25 protein-coding genes are annotated in these 16886 nt (G+C 37.6%); 1 reads left to right on the top strand and 24 read right to left on the bottom strand.

Features of this window, described 5'->3' with window-relative positions; all coding sequences use genetic code 11:
• Position 1: 1 nt before the first annotated feature.
• From rplR to NSQ18_RS07650, 22 genes are all read right to left on the bottom strand, one after another.
• Positions 2-361, bottom strand: coding sequence for a 50S ribosomal protein L18 (gene rplR / locus NSQ18_RS07755; RefSeq protein WP_168412721.1), 360 nt, complete (start codon positions 359-361; stop codon positions 2-4).
• Between the two features lie 32 nt (positions 362-393).
• A complete protein-coding gene (rplF, locus tag NSQ18_RS07750) occupies positions 394-933 on the bottom strand; it encodes a 50S ribosomal protein L6 (RefSeq protein WP_016839383.1) in 540 nt (179 codons plus the stop codon).
• Positions 934-963: 30 nt separating this feature from the next.
• Complete coding sequence (gene rpsH, locus NSQ18_RS07745) at positions 964-1362, bottom strand: 30S ribosomal protein S8 (RefSeq protein ID WP_096550071.1); 399 nt, start codon at positions 1360-1362, stop codon at positions 964-966.
• Positions 1363-1394: 32 nt separating this feature from the next.
• On the bottom strand, positions 1395-1580 hold the full coding sequence (locus NSQ18_RS07740) for a type Z 30S ribosomal protein S14 (protein WP_016839381.1): 186 nt from the start codon (positions 1578-1580) through the stop codon (positions 1395-1397).
• Positions 1581-1598: 18 nt separating this feature from the next.
• Positions 1599-2138, bottom strand: coding sequence for a 50S ribosomal protein L5 (rplE, locus tag NSQ18_RS07735; protein ID WP_016839380.1), 540 nt, complete (start codon positions 2136-2138; stop codon positions 1599-1601).
• Positions 2139-2165: 27 nt separating this feature from the next.
• Positions 2166-2474 (bottom strand): 50S ribosomal protein L24, encoded by a 309-nt coding sequence (gene rplX, locus NSQ18_RS07730; RefSeq protein WP_016839379.1) that lies wholly within the window; start codon positions 2472-2474, stop codon positions 2166-2168.
• Positions 2475-2511: 37 nt separating this feature from the next.
• Positions 2512-2880 (bottom strand): 50S ribosomal protein L14, encoded by a 369-nt coding sequence (gene rplN, locus NSQ18_RS07725; protein WP_016839378.1) that lies wholly within the window; start codon positions 2878-2880, stop codon positions 2512-2514.
• 44 nt (positions 2881-2924) lie between these two features.
• Complete coding sequence (rpsQ, locus tag NSQ18_RS07720) at positions 2925-3188, bottom strand: 30S ribosomal protein S17 (protein WP_016839377.1); 264 nt, start codon at positions 3186-3188, stop codon at positions 2925-2927.
• Between the two features lie 18 nt (positions 3189-3206).
• Entirely contained in the window at positions 3207-3407 is a 201-nt protein-coding gene (gene rpmC, locus NSQ18_RS07715; RefSeq protein ID WP_016839376.1) for a 50S ribosomal protein L29, read from the bottom strand.
• Positions 3397-3831, bottom strand: a complete 435-nt coding sequence (rplP, locus tag NSQ18_RS07710) for a 50S ribosomal protein L16 (RefSeq protein WP_016839375.1) — start codon at positions 3829-3831, stop codon at positions 3397-3399. Before rplP ends, rpmC begins: the two co-directional genes overlap by 11 nt.
• A 2-nt stretch (positions 3832-3833) precedes the next feature.
• The gene (gene rpsC / locus NSQ18_RS07705) at positions 3834-4490 is read right to left on the bottom strand and encodes a 30S ribosomal protein S3 (RefSeq protein WP_016839374.1); all 657 of its coding nucleotides are present in this window, start codon (positions 4488-4490) and stop codon (positions 3834-3836) included.
• Positions 4491-4492: 2 nt separating this feature from the next.
• Positions 4493-4840 (bottom strand): 50S ribosomal protein L22, encoded by a 348-nt coding sequence (gene rplV, locus NSQ18_RS07700; protein ID WP_016839373.1) that lies wholly within the window; start codon positions 4838-4840, stop codon positions 4493-4495.
• A 22-nt stretch (positions 4841-4862) separates the two neighbouring features.
• Positions 4863-5141: a 30S ribosomal protein S19 gene (rpsS, locus tag NSQ18_RS07695; RefSeq protein WP_016839372.1), complete on the bottom strand. Its 279-nt coding sequence runs from the start codon at positions 5139-5141 to the stop codon at positions 4863-4865.
• Between the two features lie 60 nt (positions 5142-5201).
• Positions 5202-6032, bottom strand: a complete 831-nt coding sequence (gene rplB / locus NSQ18_RS07690) for a 50S ribosomal protein L2 (protein ID WP_016839371.1) — start codon at positions 6030-6032, stop codon at positions 5202-5204.
• A 46-nt stretch (positions 6033-6078) separates the two neighbouring features.
• A complete protein-coding gene (rplW, locus tag NSQ18_RS07685) occupies positions 6079-6363 on the bottom strand; it encodes a 50S ribosomal protein L23 (protein WP_016839370.1) in 285 nt (94 codons plus the stop codon).
• Positions 6363-6986 carry a 50S ribosomal protein L4 gene (gene rplD / locus NSQ18_RS07680; protein WP_016839369.1) on the bottom strand — a complete coding sequence of 208 codons (624 nt, stop codon included), beginning with the start codon at positions 6984-6986 and terminating at the stop codon, positions 6363-6365. Before rplD ends, rplW begins: the two co-directional genes overlap by 1 nt.
• 26 nt (positions 6987-7012) lie before the next feature.
• Positions 7013-7645 (bottom strand): 50S ribosomal protein L3, encoded by a 633-nt coding sequence (gene rplC / locus NSQ18_RS07675; RefSeq protein WP_016839368.1) that lies wholly within the window; start codon positions 7643-7645, stop codon positions 7013-7015.
• A gap of 41 nt (positions 7646-7686) precedes the next feature.
• Positions 7687-7995, bottom strand: coding sequence for a 30S ribosomal protein S10 (gene rpsJ, locus NSQ18_RS07670; RefSeq protein WP_016839367.1), 309 nt, complete (start codon positions 7993-7995; stop codon positions 7687-7689).
• Between the two features lie 475 nt (positions 7996-8470).
• Positions 8471-10402 (bottom strand): ABC transporter permease, encoded by a 1932-nt coding sequence (locus NSQ18_RS07665; protein ID WP_339287607.1) that lies wholly within the window; start codon positions 10400-10402, stop codon positions 8471-8473.
• Between the two features lie 16 nt (positions 10403-10418).
• Positions 10419-11183, bottom strand: coding sequence for an ABC transporter ATP-binding protein (locus NSQ18_RS07660; RefSeq protein ID WP_016839365.1), 765 nt, complete (start codon positions 11181-11183; stop codon positions 10419-10421).
• 103 nt (positions 11184-11286) lie between these two features.
• Positions 11287-12279 carry a sensor histidine kinase gene (locus NSQ18_RS07655; RefSeq protein ID WP_016839364.1) on the bottom strand — a complete coding sequence of 331 codons (993 nt, stop codon included), beginning with the start codon at positions 12277-12279 and terminating at the stop codon, positions 11287-11289.
• Positions 12276-12953, bottom strand: a complete 678-nt coding sequence (locus tag NSQ18_RS07650) for a response regulator transcription factor (protein WP_016839363.1) — start codon at positions 12951-12953, stop codon at positions 12276-12278. Before NSQ18_RS07650 ends, NSQ18_RS07655 begins: the two co-directional genes overlap by 4 nt.
• Before the next feature lie 161 nt (positions 12954-13114).
• On the opposite strand from NSQ18_RS07650, the gene NSQ18_RS07645 reads away from it, so the two are divergent.
• Complete coding sequence (locus NSQ18_RS07645; RefSeq protein WP_016839362.1) at positions 13115-14002, top strand: LysR family transcriptional regulator; 888 nt, start codon at positions 13115-13117, stop codon at positions 14000-14002.
• A 54-nt stretch (positions 14003-14056) separates the two neighbouring features.
• On the opposite strand, the gene NSQ18_RS07640 is transcribed toward NSQ18_RS07645, so the two are convergent.
• Positions 14057-16240, bottom strand: coding sequence for a malate synthase G (locus tag NSQ18_RS07640; RefSeq protein ID WP_016839361.1), 2184 nt, complete (start codon positions 16238-16240; stop codon positions 14057-14059).
• A gap of 213 nt (positions 16241-16453) precedes the next feature.
• Complete coding sequence (locus NSQ18_RS07635; protein WP_172597779.1) at positions 16454-16597, bottom strand: hypothetical protein; 144 nt, start codon at positions 16595-16597, stop codon at positions 16454-16456.
• Positions 16598-16886 lie beyond the last annotated feature (289 nt).

Raw genomic sequence — 16886 nt, 5'->3', positions numbered from 1 at the left:
ATTAAAATTGTAAACCGTTTTCGCGTGCAGCATCTGCTAATGCTTTTACACGTCCATGATATAAATAACCACCACGGTCAAATACAACTGTAGTAATATTTTTCTCTAATGCACGTTTTGCAATCAATTCGCCAACTTTTGCTGCAGCCTCTTTATTGTTGCCAGCACCTTCGAAATCTTTTTCTAATGTTGAAGCACTAACAAGTGTATGTCCTGCAACATCGTCAATGATTTGTGCGTAAATGTTTTTGTTAGAACGGTAAACGTTTAAACGTGGACGTTCAGGTGTACCGTGGATTTTTGTACGCACGCGTGCATGACGTTTTTTACGAACTTTATTTTTATCTAGTTTCGTAATCACAGTGGTCACTCCTTTCTAACGCTTAGCTAGCATTATTTACCTGTTTTACCTTCTTTACGACGTACATATTCGCCTTCGTAACGAATACCTTTACCTTTATATGGTTCAGGTGGACGTACAGCGCGAATGTCAGCTGCGAATGCACCTACACGTTCTTTGTCAATTCCTTTAACAACAACTTTTGTATTTGAAGGAACTTCGATTTCGATACCTGGTTCAGCAGTGAATTCAACAGGATGTGAGTAACCAACGTTTAATACAAGTTTTTTCCCTTGTAATTGAGCACGGTACCCAACCCCAATAAGTTCTAAAGAACGAGAGAATCCTTCAGATACACCTTTCACCATGTTTGCAAGTAACGCACGAGTTGTACCGTGGATTGTACGGTGTTCTTTTGAATCAGAAGGGCGAACAACAGTAATTACGTTGCCTTCTTGCTCGATTTTCATATCTTGATTGAATTGACGAGTTAGTTCGCCTTTCGGTCCTTTTACTGTTACAGTGTTGTCCTCAGCAACTGTTACTGTAACGTTAGCAGGAACTTCGATCGGTTTTTTACCTACACGAGACATTTCATTGCACCTCCATTCACAAATTACTTATTACCAAACGTAAGCTAAAACTTCTCCGCCCACTTTTTTAGCACGTGCTTCTTTATCAGTTAACACGCCTTGAGAAGTTGAAAGAATTGCGATACCTAAGCCGTTTAACACTTTTGGAATTTCGTCAGTTTTCGCATATACGCGTAAACCTGGTTTAGAAATACGTTTTAATCCAGTAATTACACGTTCGTTATTTTTTCCATATTTTAAGAAAATACGGATGATACCTTGTTTGTTGTCATCGATATATTCAACGTCACGGATGAAGCCTTCTCGCTTAAGGATTTCAGCGATTTCCTTTTTAATGTTGGAAGCCGGTACTTCTAACTTTTCGTGACGAACCATGTTCGCATTACGGATGCGAGTTAGCATATCTGCAATTGGATCTGTCATTGTCATATTCTTATTACCTCCTTCCCATTTTTTGGGGATTACCAGCTAGCTTTTTTCACACCAGGAATTTGTCCTTTATATGCAAGTTCACGGAAACAAATACGGCAAAGTTTAAATTTACGATATACAGAGTGTGGACGACCACAGCGTTCACAACGTGTGTATTCTTGTACTTTAAACTTAGGTTTACGTTTTTGTTTAACGATCATTGATTTTTTTGCCACGTTTTCGCCCTCCTTTTATTATTTTTGGAACGGCATACCGAATTGTGTCAATAACTCGCGAGCTTCTTCATCAGAGTTCGCTGTCGTTACGATCACGATATCCATACCGCGCACTTTTGAAACTTTATCGTAATCGATTTCAGGGAAAATCAATTGTTCTTTAACACCTAAAGTGTAGTTTCCACGACCATCAAACGCTTTTTTAGAAACACCGCGGAAGTCGCGTACACGCGGAAGTGCGATAGAAATTAATTTATCAAGGAAATCATACATACGTTCACCACGTAATGTAACTTTTGCACCAATTGGCATCCCTTCACGTAAACGGAATCCAGCGATTGATTTTTTCGCTCTAGTAACAACAGGTTTTTGACCAGTAATAATAGCTAGTTCTTCAACTGCAGCATCTAATGCTTTAGAGTTCTGTACTGCGTCACCAACACCCATGTTAACTACGATTTTTTCAACTTTTGGAACTTGCATGATTGATTTATATCCAAACTTGCTCATTAAAGCAGGAACTACTTCGTTGTTGTATTTTTCTTTTAGGCGGTTCATGTTTGTACCTCCTTTCAAAATTTCTTATTAGTCGATTACTGCACCAGATTTTTTTGCAACACGAACTTTTTTGCCATTTTCGATTTTATAACCTACACGAGTCGGCTCGCCAGTTTTTGGATCGATTAGCATAACGTTCGAAACGTGGATTGGTGCTTCTTGGCTTACAATACCACCTTGTGGGTTTAATTGATTAGGTTTTACGTGTTTTTTAACGATGTTTACACCTTCAACAATTACCCGATCTTTTTTTGGAAAAGCAGCAAGTACGATACCTTCTTTACCTTTGTCTTTTCCTGTAATAACTTTTACTTTGTCGCCCTTTTTAACATGCATTATGTGTCGCACCTCCTTAATTGGTACTATCAGATAATTAAAGAACTTCTGGAGCTAGGGAAATGATTTTCATAAAGTTGTTATCGCGTAACTCACGTGCAACCGGTCCGAAAATACGAGTACCACGCGGTGACTTATCGTCTCTGATGATAACGCATGCGTTTTCGTCAAATTTAATGTAAGTGCCATCTTTACGGCGAACACCAGATTTAGTACGTACTACAACGGCTTTTACAACGTCACCTTTCTTAACAACGCCTCCTGGTGTTGCTTTCTTAACTGTGCAAACGATAATATCACCGATGTTTGCAGTTTTACGACCAGAACCACCAAGCACTTTAATTGTTAACACTTCACGTGCACCTGAGTTGTCAGCAACTTTTAAACGAGATTCTTGTTGGATCACTTAGGTTACCTCCCTTCGGAATTCACGTATTTTCCGAATTTCTATTAAATAATAACCGCTTTTTCTACTACTTCTACAAGACGGAAATGCTTTGTAGCTGATAGCGGGCGTGTTTCCATAATGCGTACGATGTCACCGACTTTTGCTTCGTTGTGCTCATCGTGAGCTTTGAATTTTTTAGAATACTTTACACGCTTGCCGTATAATTTGTGTTTTTTATAAGTTTCAACTAGGACAACGATTGTTTTGTCCATTTTGTCTGAAACTACACGGCCAGTGTAAACTTTGCGCTGTTTACGCTCAGTCATATTAGCGGACCTCCTTTATCAGTTATCTCCACTGATTTCTCTTTCACGAATCACAGTTTTCATACGCGCAATCGCTTTACGAACTTCACGAATGCGAGCTGTGTTTTCTAATTGACCAGTCGCCAATTGGAAGCGAAGGTTGAAAAGCTCTTCTTTCAGTGATTTTACTTTTAATTCGATTTCAGAAGTGGCAAGTTCACGGATTTCTTTAGCTTTCATTAGAATCACCACCAGTTTCTTGACGTTTCACAATTTTACATTTCACAGGAAGTTTATGTGATGCCAAACGAAGCGCTTCGCGTGCAACTTCTTCAGAAACACCTGCAACTTCAAACATAACTTTTCCTGGTTTTACTACAGCTACCCAACCTTCTGGAGAACCTTTACCGGAACCCATACGTACCTCAAGAGGTTTTTTCGTATAAGGTTTGTGTGGGAAAATTTTAATCCAAACTTTACCGCCACGTTTCATGTAACGAGTCATCGCAATACGAGCGGCTTCAATTTGACGGTTAGTGATCCAGCTAGCAGTTTGAGCTTGAAGACCCCATTCACCAAATTGTACTTCACGACCGCCTTTTGCTTGACCGCGCATTTTACCACGATGTTCGCGACGATATTTAACACGTTTTGGCATTAACATAATTATTTTCCTCCTTCCGCAGAGTTTTTCTTCGTAGGAAGGACCTCACCACGATAAATCCATACTTTTACACCTAATTTTCCGTATGTTGTATCTGCTTCTGCGTGAGCGTAATCGATGTCTGCACGAAGCGTATGAAGTGGTACAGTTCCTTCACTATAATGTTCTGCACGTGCGATATCCGCACCGCCTAAACGACCAGATACTTGCGTTTTAATCCCTTTTGCTCCTGCGCGCATAGTGCGTTGAATCGCTTGTTTTTGAGCACGACGGAATGAAACACGGTTTTCAAGTTGACGAGCGATATTTTCTGCAACTAATTTTGCATCAAGATCCGCTTTTTTAATTTCAACGATGTTGATGTGTACACGTTTACCAGTGATATCGCTTAAGTATTTACGTAAGTTTTCTACTTCCGTACCACCTTTACCGATTACCATCCCTGGCTTTGCAGTGTGAATCGTAATGTTCACTCGATTTGCAGCACGTTCGATTTCAACTTTGGAAATCGCTGCTTCTTTTAAAGTAGTTTCGATATATTTACGGATTTTGATATCTTCGTGAAGTAATTCAGCGTAGTCTTTTTCAGCGTACCATTTTGACTCCCAATCACGAATGATACCAATTCGCAATCCGTTTGGATGTACTTTTTGACCCAAAATTAACCCTCCTTCTTCTCAGATACCACTACAGTGATGTGGCTTGTGCGTTTATTAATTGCGCTTGCACGTCCTTGCGCACGTGGACGATAACGTTTTAATGTTGGTCCTTCATCAACATAAATTTCAGAAATGTATAAGTTGTTTGGATCTAATTCGTAATTGTGCTCAGCATTTGCAACTGCAGATTTTAATACTTTCTCAACGACTGGAGACGCCGCTTTTGGAGTATGACGTAAAATTGCAACTGCTTCTCCTACTTGCTTGCCTCTAATTAAATCTACTACTAAGCGCACTTTACGAGGGGCAATTCGGACTGTGCGAGCAACGGCTTTAGCTTTTGTTGTCATCAGGATCTACCTCCTCTCAAAATTAGCGTCTTGTTTTTTTGTCATCCGCACCGTGACCTTTATAAGTACGAGTTGGTACGAACTCGCCAAGTTTGTGACCTACCATATCTTCTGTGATGTATACCGGAACATGTTTGCGTCCATCATAAACCGCAATTGTTAATCCGATGAAGTTAGGGAAGATCGTAGAACGGCGAGACCAAGTTTTAATTACTTGTTTTTTGTCTAGACCTTGTTGTGCTTCTACCTTTTTCATTAAATGTTCATCACAAAATGGTCCTTTTTTCAAGCTGCGACCCATTTAGTAACCTCCCTCCGTGATTTCACCACGGCTCTTCGCTCGAACCGTAGCTTTATCACATTATTTTTTACGTCCACGAATAATTAATTTATCAGATTTATTACGTTTCTTACGTGTCTTGTATCCAAGAGCTGGTTTACCCCATGGTGTCATTGGTGATTTGCGACCGATTGGTGCTTTACCTTCACCACCACCGTGTGGGTGATCATTAGGGTTCATTACAGAACCGCGAACTGTAGGGCGTTTACCTAACCAACGAGAACGACCCGCTTTACCGATGTTTACTAATTCGTGAGATTCGTTACCCACTTGACCGATTGTTGCGCGGCAAGTAGCTAATACTAAACGAACTTCACCAGATTGAAGACGTACGATTACGTATTTTCCTTCACGTCCAAGTACTTGCGCAGATGCACCAGCAGAGCGTACTAATTGTCCACCTTTACCTGGTTTTAATTCGATATTGTGAACTGTAGTACCCATTGGGATGTTTGCTAATGGTAAAGCATTACCTACTTTAATATCAGCATCTGGACCAGAAATAATTTCTTGACCTACTTTTAATCCTTTTGGTGCAATAATATAACGTTTTTCACCATCAACATAGTTAATTAATGCGATGTTAGCAGAACGGTTTGGATCGTATTCGATTGTAGCAACGCGTCCTGGAATGCCATCTTTATCACGTTTGAAATCGATGATACGGTATTGGCGTTTATGTCCACCACCGTGATGACGAACAGTAATTTTACCCTGGTTGTTACGACCAGCTTTGCGTTTTAAAGGCGCTAATAATGATTTTTCCGGTTTATCCGTTGTGATTTCCGCAAAGTCAAATGATGTCATGTTACGACGACCATTTGAGGTTGGTTTATACTTTTTAATCGCCATGTTGTTTCCCTCCTTCTTTAAATGTCAAAACGAACTCATTTTACAATTAGAAATCGAATAATTCAATTTCTTTGCTATCAGGTGTTAATGTTACGATTGCTTTACGACGTCTGTTTGTTAATCCTTGGAATTTACCTACACGTTTTACTTTACCTTTGTAGTTCATGATGTTGACTTTAGCCACTTTTACGCCGAAGATTTCTTCTACTGCATCTTTCACTTGTGTTTTGTTCGCACGAAGATCAACTTCGAAAGTGTACTTTTTATCAGCCATCAGTTCAGAAGAACGCTCAGTAATGACAGGACGTTTAATTACATCACGTGCATCCATTATCCAAGCACCTCCTCAACTTTTTCTACTGCAGCTTTCGTGAATACAACTTTGTCATGACCTAATAAATCAAGAACGTTGATTCCAGAAGCTGTTAAAACTGTTACGCCTGGGATGTTACGTGCGGATAATGCCACGTTTTCATCTAATTCAGCTGTAACGAATAATGCTTTTGATTCGATTTTTAAGTTACCTAAAATTTCTTTGAAGTCTTTTGTTTTAGGTGCATCTAATTTCAATGCATCTAACACTAGGAAGTTTTGCTCGTTCACTTTAGCAGATAATGCAGATTTAAGAGCTAAACGACGAACTTTTTTAGGTAATTTATAGCTATAGCTTCTTGGTTGTGGTCCGAATACAGTACCACCACCACGCCATTGTGGAGAACGGATAGATCCTTGACGAGCACGACCTGTTCCTTTTTGGCGCCATGGTTTTCTACCACCACCAGAAACTTCAGAGCGGTTTTTTACTTTATGTGTACCTTGACGTAGAGATGCGCGTTGAGCGATTACTGCGTCGAATAATACTGCTTCGTTTGGTTCGATACCGAAAATCTCATCATTCAATTCGATTTCTCCAACAGAAGCACCTGTTTGACTAAGTACAGTTACCTTTGTCATTCCTGTTTCCTCCTTTCTTCAAGAAATTAGTTAGATTTTTTAACAGCTGCTTTTACTGTTACTAAAGATTTTTTAGAACCAGGAACATTACCTTTTACTAGTAGTAAGTTACGTTCAGTATCCACTTTAACAATTTGTAAGTTTTGGATAGTTACTGTATCTCCACCAGTTTGACCAGGTAAAGCTTTTTGTTTAAATACTCGGTTTGGAGCAATAGGTCCCATTGAACCTGGACGACGGTGGTAACGAGAACCGTGAGACATTGGTCCACGAGATTGGCCGTGGCGTTTAATTACACCTTGGAACCCTTTCCCTTTTGTTACTCCTGTTACATCTACCCAATCGCCTTCTGCGAAAATATCTACTTTGACTTCTTGACCAACTTCATACTCATCTAAGTTTACTCCACGAATTTCACGAATGAAGCGCTTAGGAGCAGTATTCGCTTTTGCTACGTGTCCTTTTTCCGGTTTGTTAGCAAGCTTTTCGCGCTTATCTTCGAAACCAAGTTGGATTGCTTCGTAGCCATCGTTTTCAACAGTTTTCTTTTGAAGTACAACGTTTGGAGTTGCTTCAATTACTGTTACTGGTATTAAATCGCCGTTCTCAGCAAAAACTTGCGTCATACCGATTTTTCTACCTAAGATTCCTTTGGTCATTTGTCACACCTCCTGTGATAATTAAAAGTTTTATTTTACTATTAAAGTTTGATTTCGATGTCAACGCCAGACGGTAAATCAAGTTTCATTAACGCATCAACTGTTTGAGGAGTTGGGTTAATGATGTCGATTAAACGTTTGTGAGTGCGCATTTCGAATTGTTCGCGTGAATCTTTATACTTGTGAACAGCTCGAAGGATTGTGTACACAGTTTTTTCCGTTGGTAACGGAATCGGACCTGATACACTTGCGCCTGAACGTTTAGCAGTTTCAACAATTTTTTCAGCGGATTGATCTAATACTCTGTGATCATACGCTTTTAAACGAATACGAATCTTTTGTTTTGCCATTATTTTCCCTCCTTTATCGCCTAATTACTAGACATTCTCCACGGAAATTTCCCACACACTCGCCATGGCAAAGCGGCCGGGTGTGTCGGCAACCTCCCGCTTCATCGCAGTCAAAGACCAACATTCAACATTATATACAATAAAATAGTTGTTAGCAAGTGTTTTCTCGAATTTTATTGGTCTTTCAAGTTTTGCACTCCCTAAACTGTTTTATAGTATATAAGAGGAGATTATATAAATCAACTCCAATAAAATTCTGAAAATTCCCCGCTACCTTACATTAAAATATATAGCTGCCCTTTCATAAAATTAAACATGTTTCCTATTATAAATAGGAACATATTTTTTAACTAACAAAAATACTTTGCAGCAATTAAGATGAATGCGAAAAAAAGTGGTCGGCCAAAAGATTTTGCCAACCACTTGATCATGGAGTCTAAAAATTAATCTCTACCTATTTAATTGTTTCCTATCTTTATAATGCTTCTTTTACTATTTTTTTATAATACAAAACAGATAATATGCCAAATACCGTGTACATCGCTACATAGAATATGTTGATAATCATCATTGGCGTAGTCATCTCTGAACCAAACAGCCACCAGCCGGATTTCACTGCAAAGTAACTGTGAAGAAGTCCAATCATAAGCGGCATGCCGAAGTTAAACAATTGTTTTACATAAATTCCGCGCATTAACTCACCATTGGAAAATCCGATTTTCCGCAAAATTGTATAGGAATCTCTTTCATCTTCCGCTTCACCCATTTGTTTAAAGTAAAGAATGCTTCCTGTTGTCAATAAAAATGCCAATCCCAAAAATCCTGTTACAAAAATACTCATTCCACTAATAGCTATATTCTCATCGTAATATTCTTTATAAGTTTTTAGATTTGCATATTGAATGACATTACTTTCCCTCAAGTTCTTAAATATTATCTCTGCCCTTTCTCGGTCTTTTTCTTTTGCTAAATTAATACCAATTTGAGTTGAAATAGCAGGGTTTTGAGCTTTTTCTAATTCATGAAATAATTCATCTTTCACAATCAACACAGGCGAACTATCACTCGCTAACACTGATAGAAAAAATTCATCCTCTCTTACTTCTTTAATAAATAAAGAGTAATTCTTCTCACTTGTTTTTACATTAATTTTCTTTTTGCTTTCCAACGGCAGTAATTTAGATAATACATTTGAGTAGCTTGTCATCATGATTTCCCCATCTTTCAAATGGACATCCGGATTTATTTTTTTGTAATCTGATAGAGGAACGGCAGCTGTTACCACCTCTTGATTGACATTTATATACTCAGCATTTTTTTCATCTAAATTAAATAAATCAGACATTTTAATATTTACGTTAGAAATATGAAAAGTTGTTTTTTCATATTCAATTCCTTCTGCCTTTAGCTGTTCTAAAAAATCATTTCCGTTATTATTAAGTAAGATATAATCAAATGGAGAAGATTGTTTTGCACTGGATTCTGAAGAGTAGTAAGAAATATAAGACAGCGTCATAATCCCGACGGCTAATCCTGTCAACACAGTAATCAATGTAAGAGAACTAGCATTTCCCTTCATGCGGTGCATAATTGTTGTAACACCTAAAACATCTGTTATTTTTAAATGTCCCTTTTTGCTTTTCCGGATTAAGTTCATGATAAGTGCCACGGAATATCGGAAAAATAAATAGGTGCCTAAAATTGTTGAACCTAGAATAAGCAACATATTGACCAACAAGTTGTTTGTTGTGGCACCCTCCACGCTGAACAATCTTGTAGAATCGTAATACCCATATGCAATTAAACCAATTCCTATGATTCCCATAATCATATGGAAAATGCTGAACTTTTTAATTCGTTCATCGGCTTTTTTTGCTGCATTAAATAGCGATAACAGCGATGCTTTCCGAATCATAATAAAAATTTGAATCAAGACCACCACTAATAGAAGAGCAAAAATAATGATCGATTTTGAAAAAGCAGTCATGGAAAAAGATAAACTGACAATTGCGTCGTTTAACATTAACTTCATTAAAATCATCGCAAAAAAACGAGAAGTTAAAAATCCCCAAACCATCCCGATTCCTACAGCCAACGTGAACAATACTACATTTTCAATCAATAATAACCGAAAGATCAAACCTTTAGTCATTCCGATTAATTGATATAAGCCAATTTCTTTACTGCGGCGTTTCATAAATAATTGGTTCGCGTAAAGAATAAAAAAAATCAAAATAAAATATAAAACATACGTAATGGATTCAAAACCTGCCGTTGCGGTACCGCTTGCTTCCAACGCCGCGGTAACAGAAGGGTTATAGTGTATGGTGATGAACGAAAAGCAAAGGGTCACACTAAAAATTAATGCAAAGAAGTATAAGTAATAATGCTTTATGTTCTTCTTCATACTTTTAAAAACTAAATTAGTTAACGTCATATCCATCACCGCCAAGCACTCTTTGGGTATTCAAAATATCTTGGAAAAACGCCTGTCTCGTTTTATCCCCTTTATAGAGCTCCGTATAAATTTGACCGTCTTTCAAGAACAACACTCGACTACAGAAGCTTGCTGCCACTGCATCGTGGGTCACCATCATGATGGTTGCTCCTCTTTCCTTATTGATGTTTTCCAAATTTGTCAGTAATGCCGTCGCCGCTTTAGAATCAAGCGCCCCTGTCGGCTCATCGGCAAAAACGATAGATGGTTCAGTAATAAGAGCTCTTGCAGCAGATGTTCTCTGCTTTTGTCCGCCGGATATTTCATTCGGATATTTACTTAAAATGTCTTTGATTCCTAAATATTCGACGAGCATTGCTAAACGCTTCTCTGCCGCGTTTTTTGATACTTTGCCAACAGATAACGGCAGCAGAATATTCTCTTTTACCGTTAACGTATCAAGCAAATTATAATCTTGAAAGATGAACCCTAAATGTTCCCGGCGAAATTTTGCCAAATCCCGTTCTTTCATCTTTTGTAACGGTTTCCCGTTGATTTCAACAATTCCTTCTGTTGGATAATCTATGGAACAAAGGACATTTAATAAAGTTGTTTTACCCGAACCGGATGGCCCCATGATACCAACGAATTCTCCTTCATGTACTTCCAGGTCAATCCCTTTTAACACTTCTTGTTGTAACGTACGTTTTCCATAGGTTTTTCTTATTTTTCTTGCCACTAAAACAGCCATTTCGTCAACCCCTTGTATTGATTCCTTACTAAATTGTACCCTTTCAGTACCTTACAATCGTTCGATTTTCGTGACAAATAAAAAATGGTAAATGACAATTTTGTCACATACCATAAGATTGAATGTATTGATTTTCAAGAGGAAATTGGATTGTAAAAGTTGTGCCGGCACCCACTTGTGAATCTACCTTCAGCGTAAGCCCAAGTTTTTCAGCCGCTTCCTTTGCCAAGTATAGACCCATCCCTGTCGCAGCGATTGTTTCCCTTCCGATCGTTCCTGTATAGGACCGTTGGAAAATACGGGGCAAGTCTTCAGCTCGAATCCCAACTCCGAAGTCTTGTATATGTAATAATAGATGCCCCTCTTGATTCCGAGTTGTAAATATGTGAATTTCACTATTTTCATGGCTGTACTTCACAGCATTAGAAAAAATTTGGCGAATAATGAACCCAAGCCATTTGGCATCTGTTGTCACGGTCTTTTGCAAATTCTTCGTTTCAACACCAATCCCTTTTTCAATACACCATGAACGAAAATCTTTAATTTGTTGATGAACGACTGTTTCCAAACAAACCTTTTCCAGCCGGTTATCTTTTTCAATCGTTGAAAGCCTTGTTTCATGGATTTTTTGATCAAGCAACAAAAATATGCGAACCCATTCTTTTTCAATCTTCTCTCTTAACGCATAAGGTTCTACTTGTTCCACGATTAATTTCATGGCAGTCATCGGCGATTTCATTTCATGCACCCACGCCAGCATCTGATCTTGCTGTTCAAGCATTTCCATTTTTATTTGATGAAGTCTATAATCTATTTCTTGATATTGTTGTTGGAAATGTTCCATGTACATTTGCTGGAAAGGAGAAAGCAGCTCTTTATTGATTGGTTGCTCATAGATAGCTTTTAGCTGCTTTGTTTCTCTTCCATAACGCCAAATTAAGAAAAGAAGAAAGAATAAAAGATTCATGATGTTTACATATATGATGGATATATTTGATATGCCGCTATCGATGAAAAACAATCCATTCAGCCATATTTGCATAAACAGGAAGAATAAAATCCACGATCTTCTTTCTTTTAAAAATAGTCCAATCATTTTGTCACCGCCATGTAGCCAAGTCCTTTTTTCGTTACAATGGTTTCCGATAAACCAATTTCATCTAATCGCTGTCGCAATCGATTGACATTGACCGTTAACGTATTATCATTCACAAATCGCTCGTCATCCCATAATTTACGCATTAGCTCATCACGAGAAACAATTTTGTCAACAGAAGCTAATAATGTCTTCAAAATAAACAATTCGTTTTTCGTCAATTCTATCACTTTCTCACCGTATTGAATGGTTCCTCTGTCATAATCAATAATTGCACCATTCCATCTCACAACATGTTGCATATTCTCCCCATAATCATAAGTTCTTCTTAATATCGCCTGTACTTTTGCTAGCAATACTTCCATATGAAAAGGTTTTTGCACAAAATCATCCGCCCCCATTTGCATAGCCATTACCATATCCATTGGATGGTCTCTAGATGATAAAAATATAATTGGCACTTTTGAGATGGCACGAATTTCACGGCACCAATGAAAACCATCAAATGCGGGGAGTTGAATATCAATGATGACTAGATGTGGCTGCACGTTTAAAAAATCATCTAGCACTTGTTGAAAATCTTTTGGTCCTACTACTTCCATCGACCATTGGTTAAAACGTTCCCTTATTGAATTGAAAATGGATTGATCGTCCTCTATTAAAAATATTTTCATCCTTTCATCCTTTCACATACATAAAATTTTTATATTATATTGTAATATATTTTGCACTTTGTTTAAGAAAATCAATTTTATTCTCTTTTTATGAGAAATATGTATGTAAATTAGTATAATGGAACAAAGAACAAATAGTGCGTAAAAAGGAGATGTTTGTAGTGGACATCCGCCAAATCGAGTATTTTACAGAAGTAGCCAAACATTTGAGTTTCACGAAAGCTGCTTCCACTTTACACGTATCACAACCATCCATTAGTAAAGCCATTCAAAATTTAGAAGCCGAGCTTGGTGTACCTTTATTTTACCGTTCTTCAAAACAATTGGAGTTGACGGATGCAGGAAAGGCGGTATTAGCAAATGCGCAACATGTATTAGCCGCCTTTAAAAATTTACGTTCAGAATTAACGGATTTAATGGAGTTGAAAAAAGGAGAAATTCGTATTGGAATTCCACCGATTGTAGGTGTGGAGTTTTTTTCAAAATTAATTAGTTTATATAAAGAAAAATATCCTTATATTGAAATTAAACTAACGGAAGTAGGGACGAAAAAAATTCGGCAAGGGGTAGAAGAAGGAGAATTGGATATAGGACTCATTTGTAATTTATGTGCTCCAAACGATCAATTAGAATCTATTAGTATATTAAAAGATCCGTTAATGTTAATTGTTCATAAAGACCATCCACTTGCTACATTGTCATCCGTTGAAATGTCCCGGTTAGAGAAAGAAGATTTTATTATATATCGCAAAGATTTTACATTGTACGATCGCATTATAGAAGAATGTTCAAAAAATGGGTTCTACCCTACAATAGCTTGTGAATCATCACAGAAAGATTTAATCGTTGAGATGGTGGCTGCTAAAGTAGGGATTGCGTTACTTCCAAAAAAAATATGTGAAAAACTTCAAAATGAAAAAATTGTTTCAATTCCTTTCAAACATGAAAATCTTTTTCTAGAGTTAGGATTGACTTGGAAAAAGAATAAATATTTATCTTTCGCTGTAAGAGAATTTATTGAATTAGCCCAGCAATTTATTACGAAATAAAAAAGACATCCTTCCAAAATGGTTATCTATTTTGGAAGGGATGTCTTTTTATAATTAGTTTGTACTTACAACGCCATATTTTTGTTTCGCTTCAAGGCGTCGCTTATGAAGGATTGGTTCAGTATAACCATTTGGTTGCTCATATCCTTTGAAAATGAGGTCGCAAGCTGCTTGGAAACCAACAGACTCTTCGAAGTTTGGAGCCATTGGGCGATAGTTTGGATCATCAGCATTTTGTTTATCCACCACTACAGCCATACGTTTAAGCGTTTCATACACTTGTTCTTTTGTCACAATTCCATGATGTAGCCAGTTTGCGATATGTTGGCTGGAAATACGAAGTGTTGCACGGTCTTCCATTAATCCAATATCGTTAATGTCTGGTACTTTTGAACATCCAACTCCTTGTTCTACCCAGCGAATTACGTATCCTAAAATTCCTTGACAGTTGTTGTCCAACTCTTCTTGAATTTCTTCTGGGCTCCAGTTTGGATTTTTCTCTACAGGAATTTGAAGAATATCATCTTGTAAATCTTCAAAGTCAGTAATACCTCTTTGAACTTCTTTTACATCTACTAAATGATAGTGGATGGCATGCAACGTTGCAGCTGTTGGTGATGGTACCCAAGCTGTATTGGCTCCTGCTTTTGGATGAGCGATTTTTTGCTCTAGCATTGCAGCCATTAAGTCAGGCATTGCCCACATTCCTTTACCAATTTGGGCACGGCCTAGTAAACCGCAATTTAATCCTACGAATACATTTGATCTTTCATATGCATTTAACCAAACAGAAGATTTCATTTCATTTTTGCGAATCATTGGACCTGCTTCCATTGATGTATGAATTTCATCACCTGTTCTATCTAAGAATCCCGTGTTAATGAAGACAATCCGTTCTTTTACTTCTTTAATGCAATTTTTTAAGTTTAGAGACGTACGACGTTCTTCATCCATTACACCAACCTTTAATGTGTAACGCTCAAGCCCAATTAAATCTTCAATTCTACCAAATAATTTGTTTGTAAATGCTACTTCTTTTGAACCGTGCATTTTTGGTTTTACAATATAAATAGAGCCTTTTTTCGAATTTTTGTATTTTGTTTTACCTAATATATCAAGTTTAGCAATTAAGCTCGTAATGACACCATCCATAATTCCTTCTGGGATTTCTTCTCCATTTTTATCTAAAATGGCGTTTGTTGTCATTAAGTGGCCTACATTGCGGACAAACATTAATGAGCGACCTGGTAATGTAATGTCTTCACCGTTAACCCCTTTATACGTGCGGTCAGGATTTAACGTACGAGTCATTATTTTCGAACCTTTTTCAAAAGTAGCTGATAAATCTCCTCTAATTAATCCTAACCAGTTGCTGTATACTTCTACTTTATCTTCTGCATCAACTGCAGCAACAGAGTCCTCACAGTCCATTATTGTCGTCACAGCTGATTCTAAAATAATGTCCTTAATACCAGCCGGATCTGATTTTCCTACAGGATGATTTCGATCGATTACAATTTCAATGTGCAGGTCATTATTCTTTAATAGAACAACAGAAGGTTCTTCTGGCGACCCGTTATACCCCACAGCTTTTGATTCATCCACAAGTCCTGTTTCATTGCCATTTGAAAGTGTAGCAACTAGCTTTCCGTTTACAATCGCATATTTTGTAACATCTAAATGAGTTGCATCTTTTAAAGGAACTGCTTGATCTAAAAACTTCTTTGAATATTCAATTACTTTCTGGCCACGAACTGGATTGTAGCTGTTTCCTTTCTCCGCTCCATCTTCCTCGCTAATGGCATCAGTACCGTATAATGCATCGTAAAGGCTTCCCCAACGAGCATTGGCAGCGTTTAGGGCATAACGTCCATTGTTTACTGGTACAACTAATTGAGGACCAGCTTGAAACGAAATTTCTTCGTCAACGTTTTCAGTTGTAATATGGTAGTCTTCTACTTTCGGTTCAATGTAGCCGATATCTTCAAGGAATTTTTTATATTGATCGAAATGAAAGTGATCTTTATTTTCTTTATGCCAGTTATGAATTGCCTCTTCTAATTCTCTTCGCTTTTCAAGAAGTTCTTTATTTTCCGGCGTTAAGTCATGAATTAATGTATCAAATCCTGCCCAAAATTCATCTTTATTTACTTCTACATCAGGCAAAACTTGCTCATTTACAAAATCGTATAACACTTTTTCTACTTGTAAATTCCCCACTGTAACGTAATTTGCCATAATACCGCATCCCCCTCAATAATTCGAACAATGATTTTGAAGATTCCAAAATCTTCTTAATAATATTATAAGGGGGAGAGAGCATATAAATGAAATACATATTTTGAATAAACAATATTCACTTTAGCTATAGAAAAAAATCGAGTAGGAGGGAGCGATTAACTCCCGTCCTCTCACACCACCGTACGTACGGTTCCGTATACGGCGGTTCAATTAAGATGATTGACGCAAGTCTTTATAACTTCCGTGAATAGCTGTTCTCTTTATGCCAGTGGTCACTCCACCCTCCAAGAGGTCTCCCACGGGATTCACCGCTTCCTTCCTCAAGTGAGGTACTACGTTTTCTGTGTTCATCATGACTCACTGAATGCCAAGGGCTATTCTCTCTTAATTGTTCGGTCCTTCTTAGTAGTTCTAAACCAACTAATACTATGACCTCTGCTGACTTCTGACGGTTCAGCTACTTATCACTAAGTAGGTTATGAAGCGTACTTCACATATCCGCCAGACCTCCCCGGGTAAGAATGTAATCTTTCCTTCCATCTATCTGCTTCATTTACTCTGTACCACCTTTGGCAGAAAGGACTTTGTTTTGTTTAGCAAACTCATCCAATGATACCTAGCCTTATATGAAGTTCGTGTTCCT

Origin of the sequence: Ureibacillus sp. FSL K6-0786, assembly GCF_037965165.1 — a bacterium.
In the GTDB taxonomy this organism is placed as follows: Bacteria; Bacillota; Bacilli; order Bacillales_A; family Planococcaceae; genus Ureibacillus; species Ureibacillus thermosphaericus.
The sequence above is the reverse complement of the archived record's forward strand: the minus strand, read 5'-3'. Positions and strand labels throughout refer to the sequence as shown.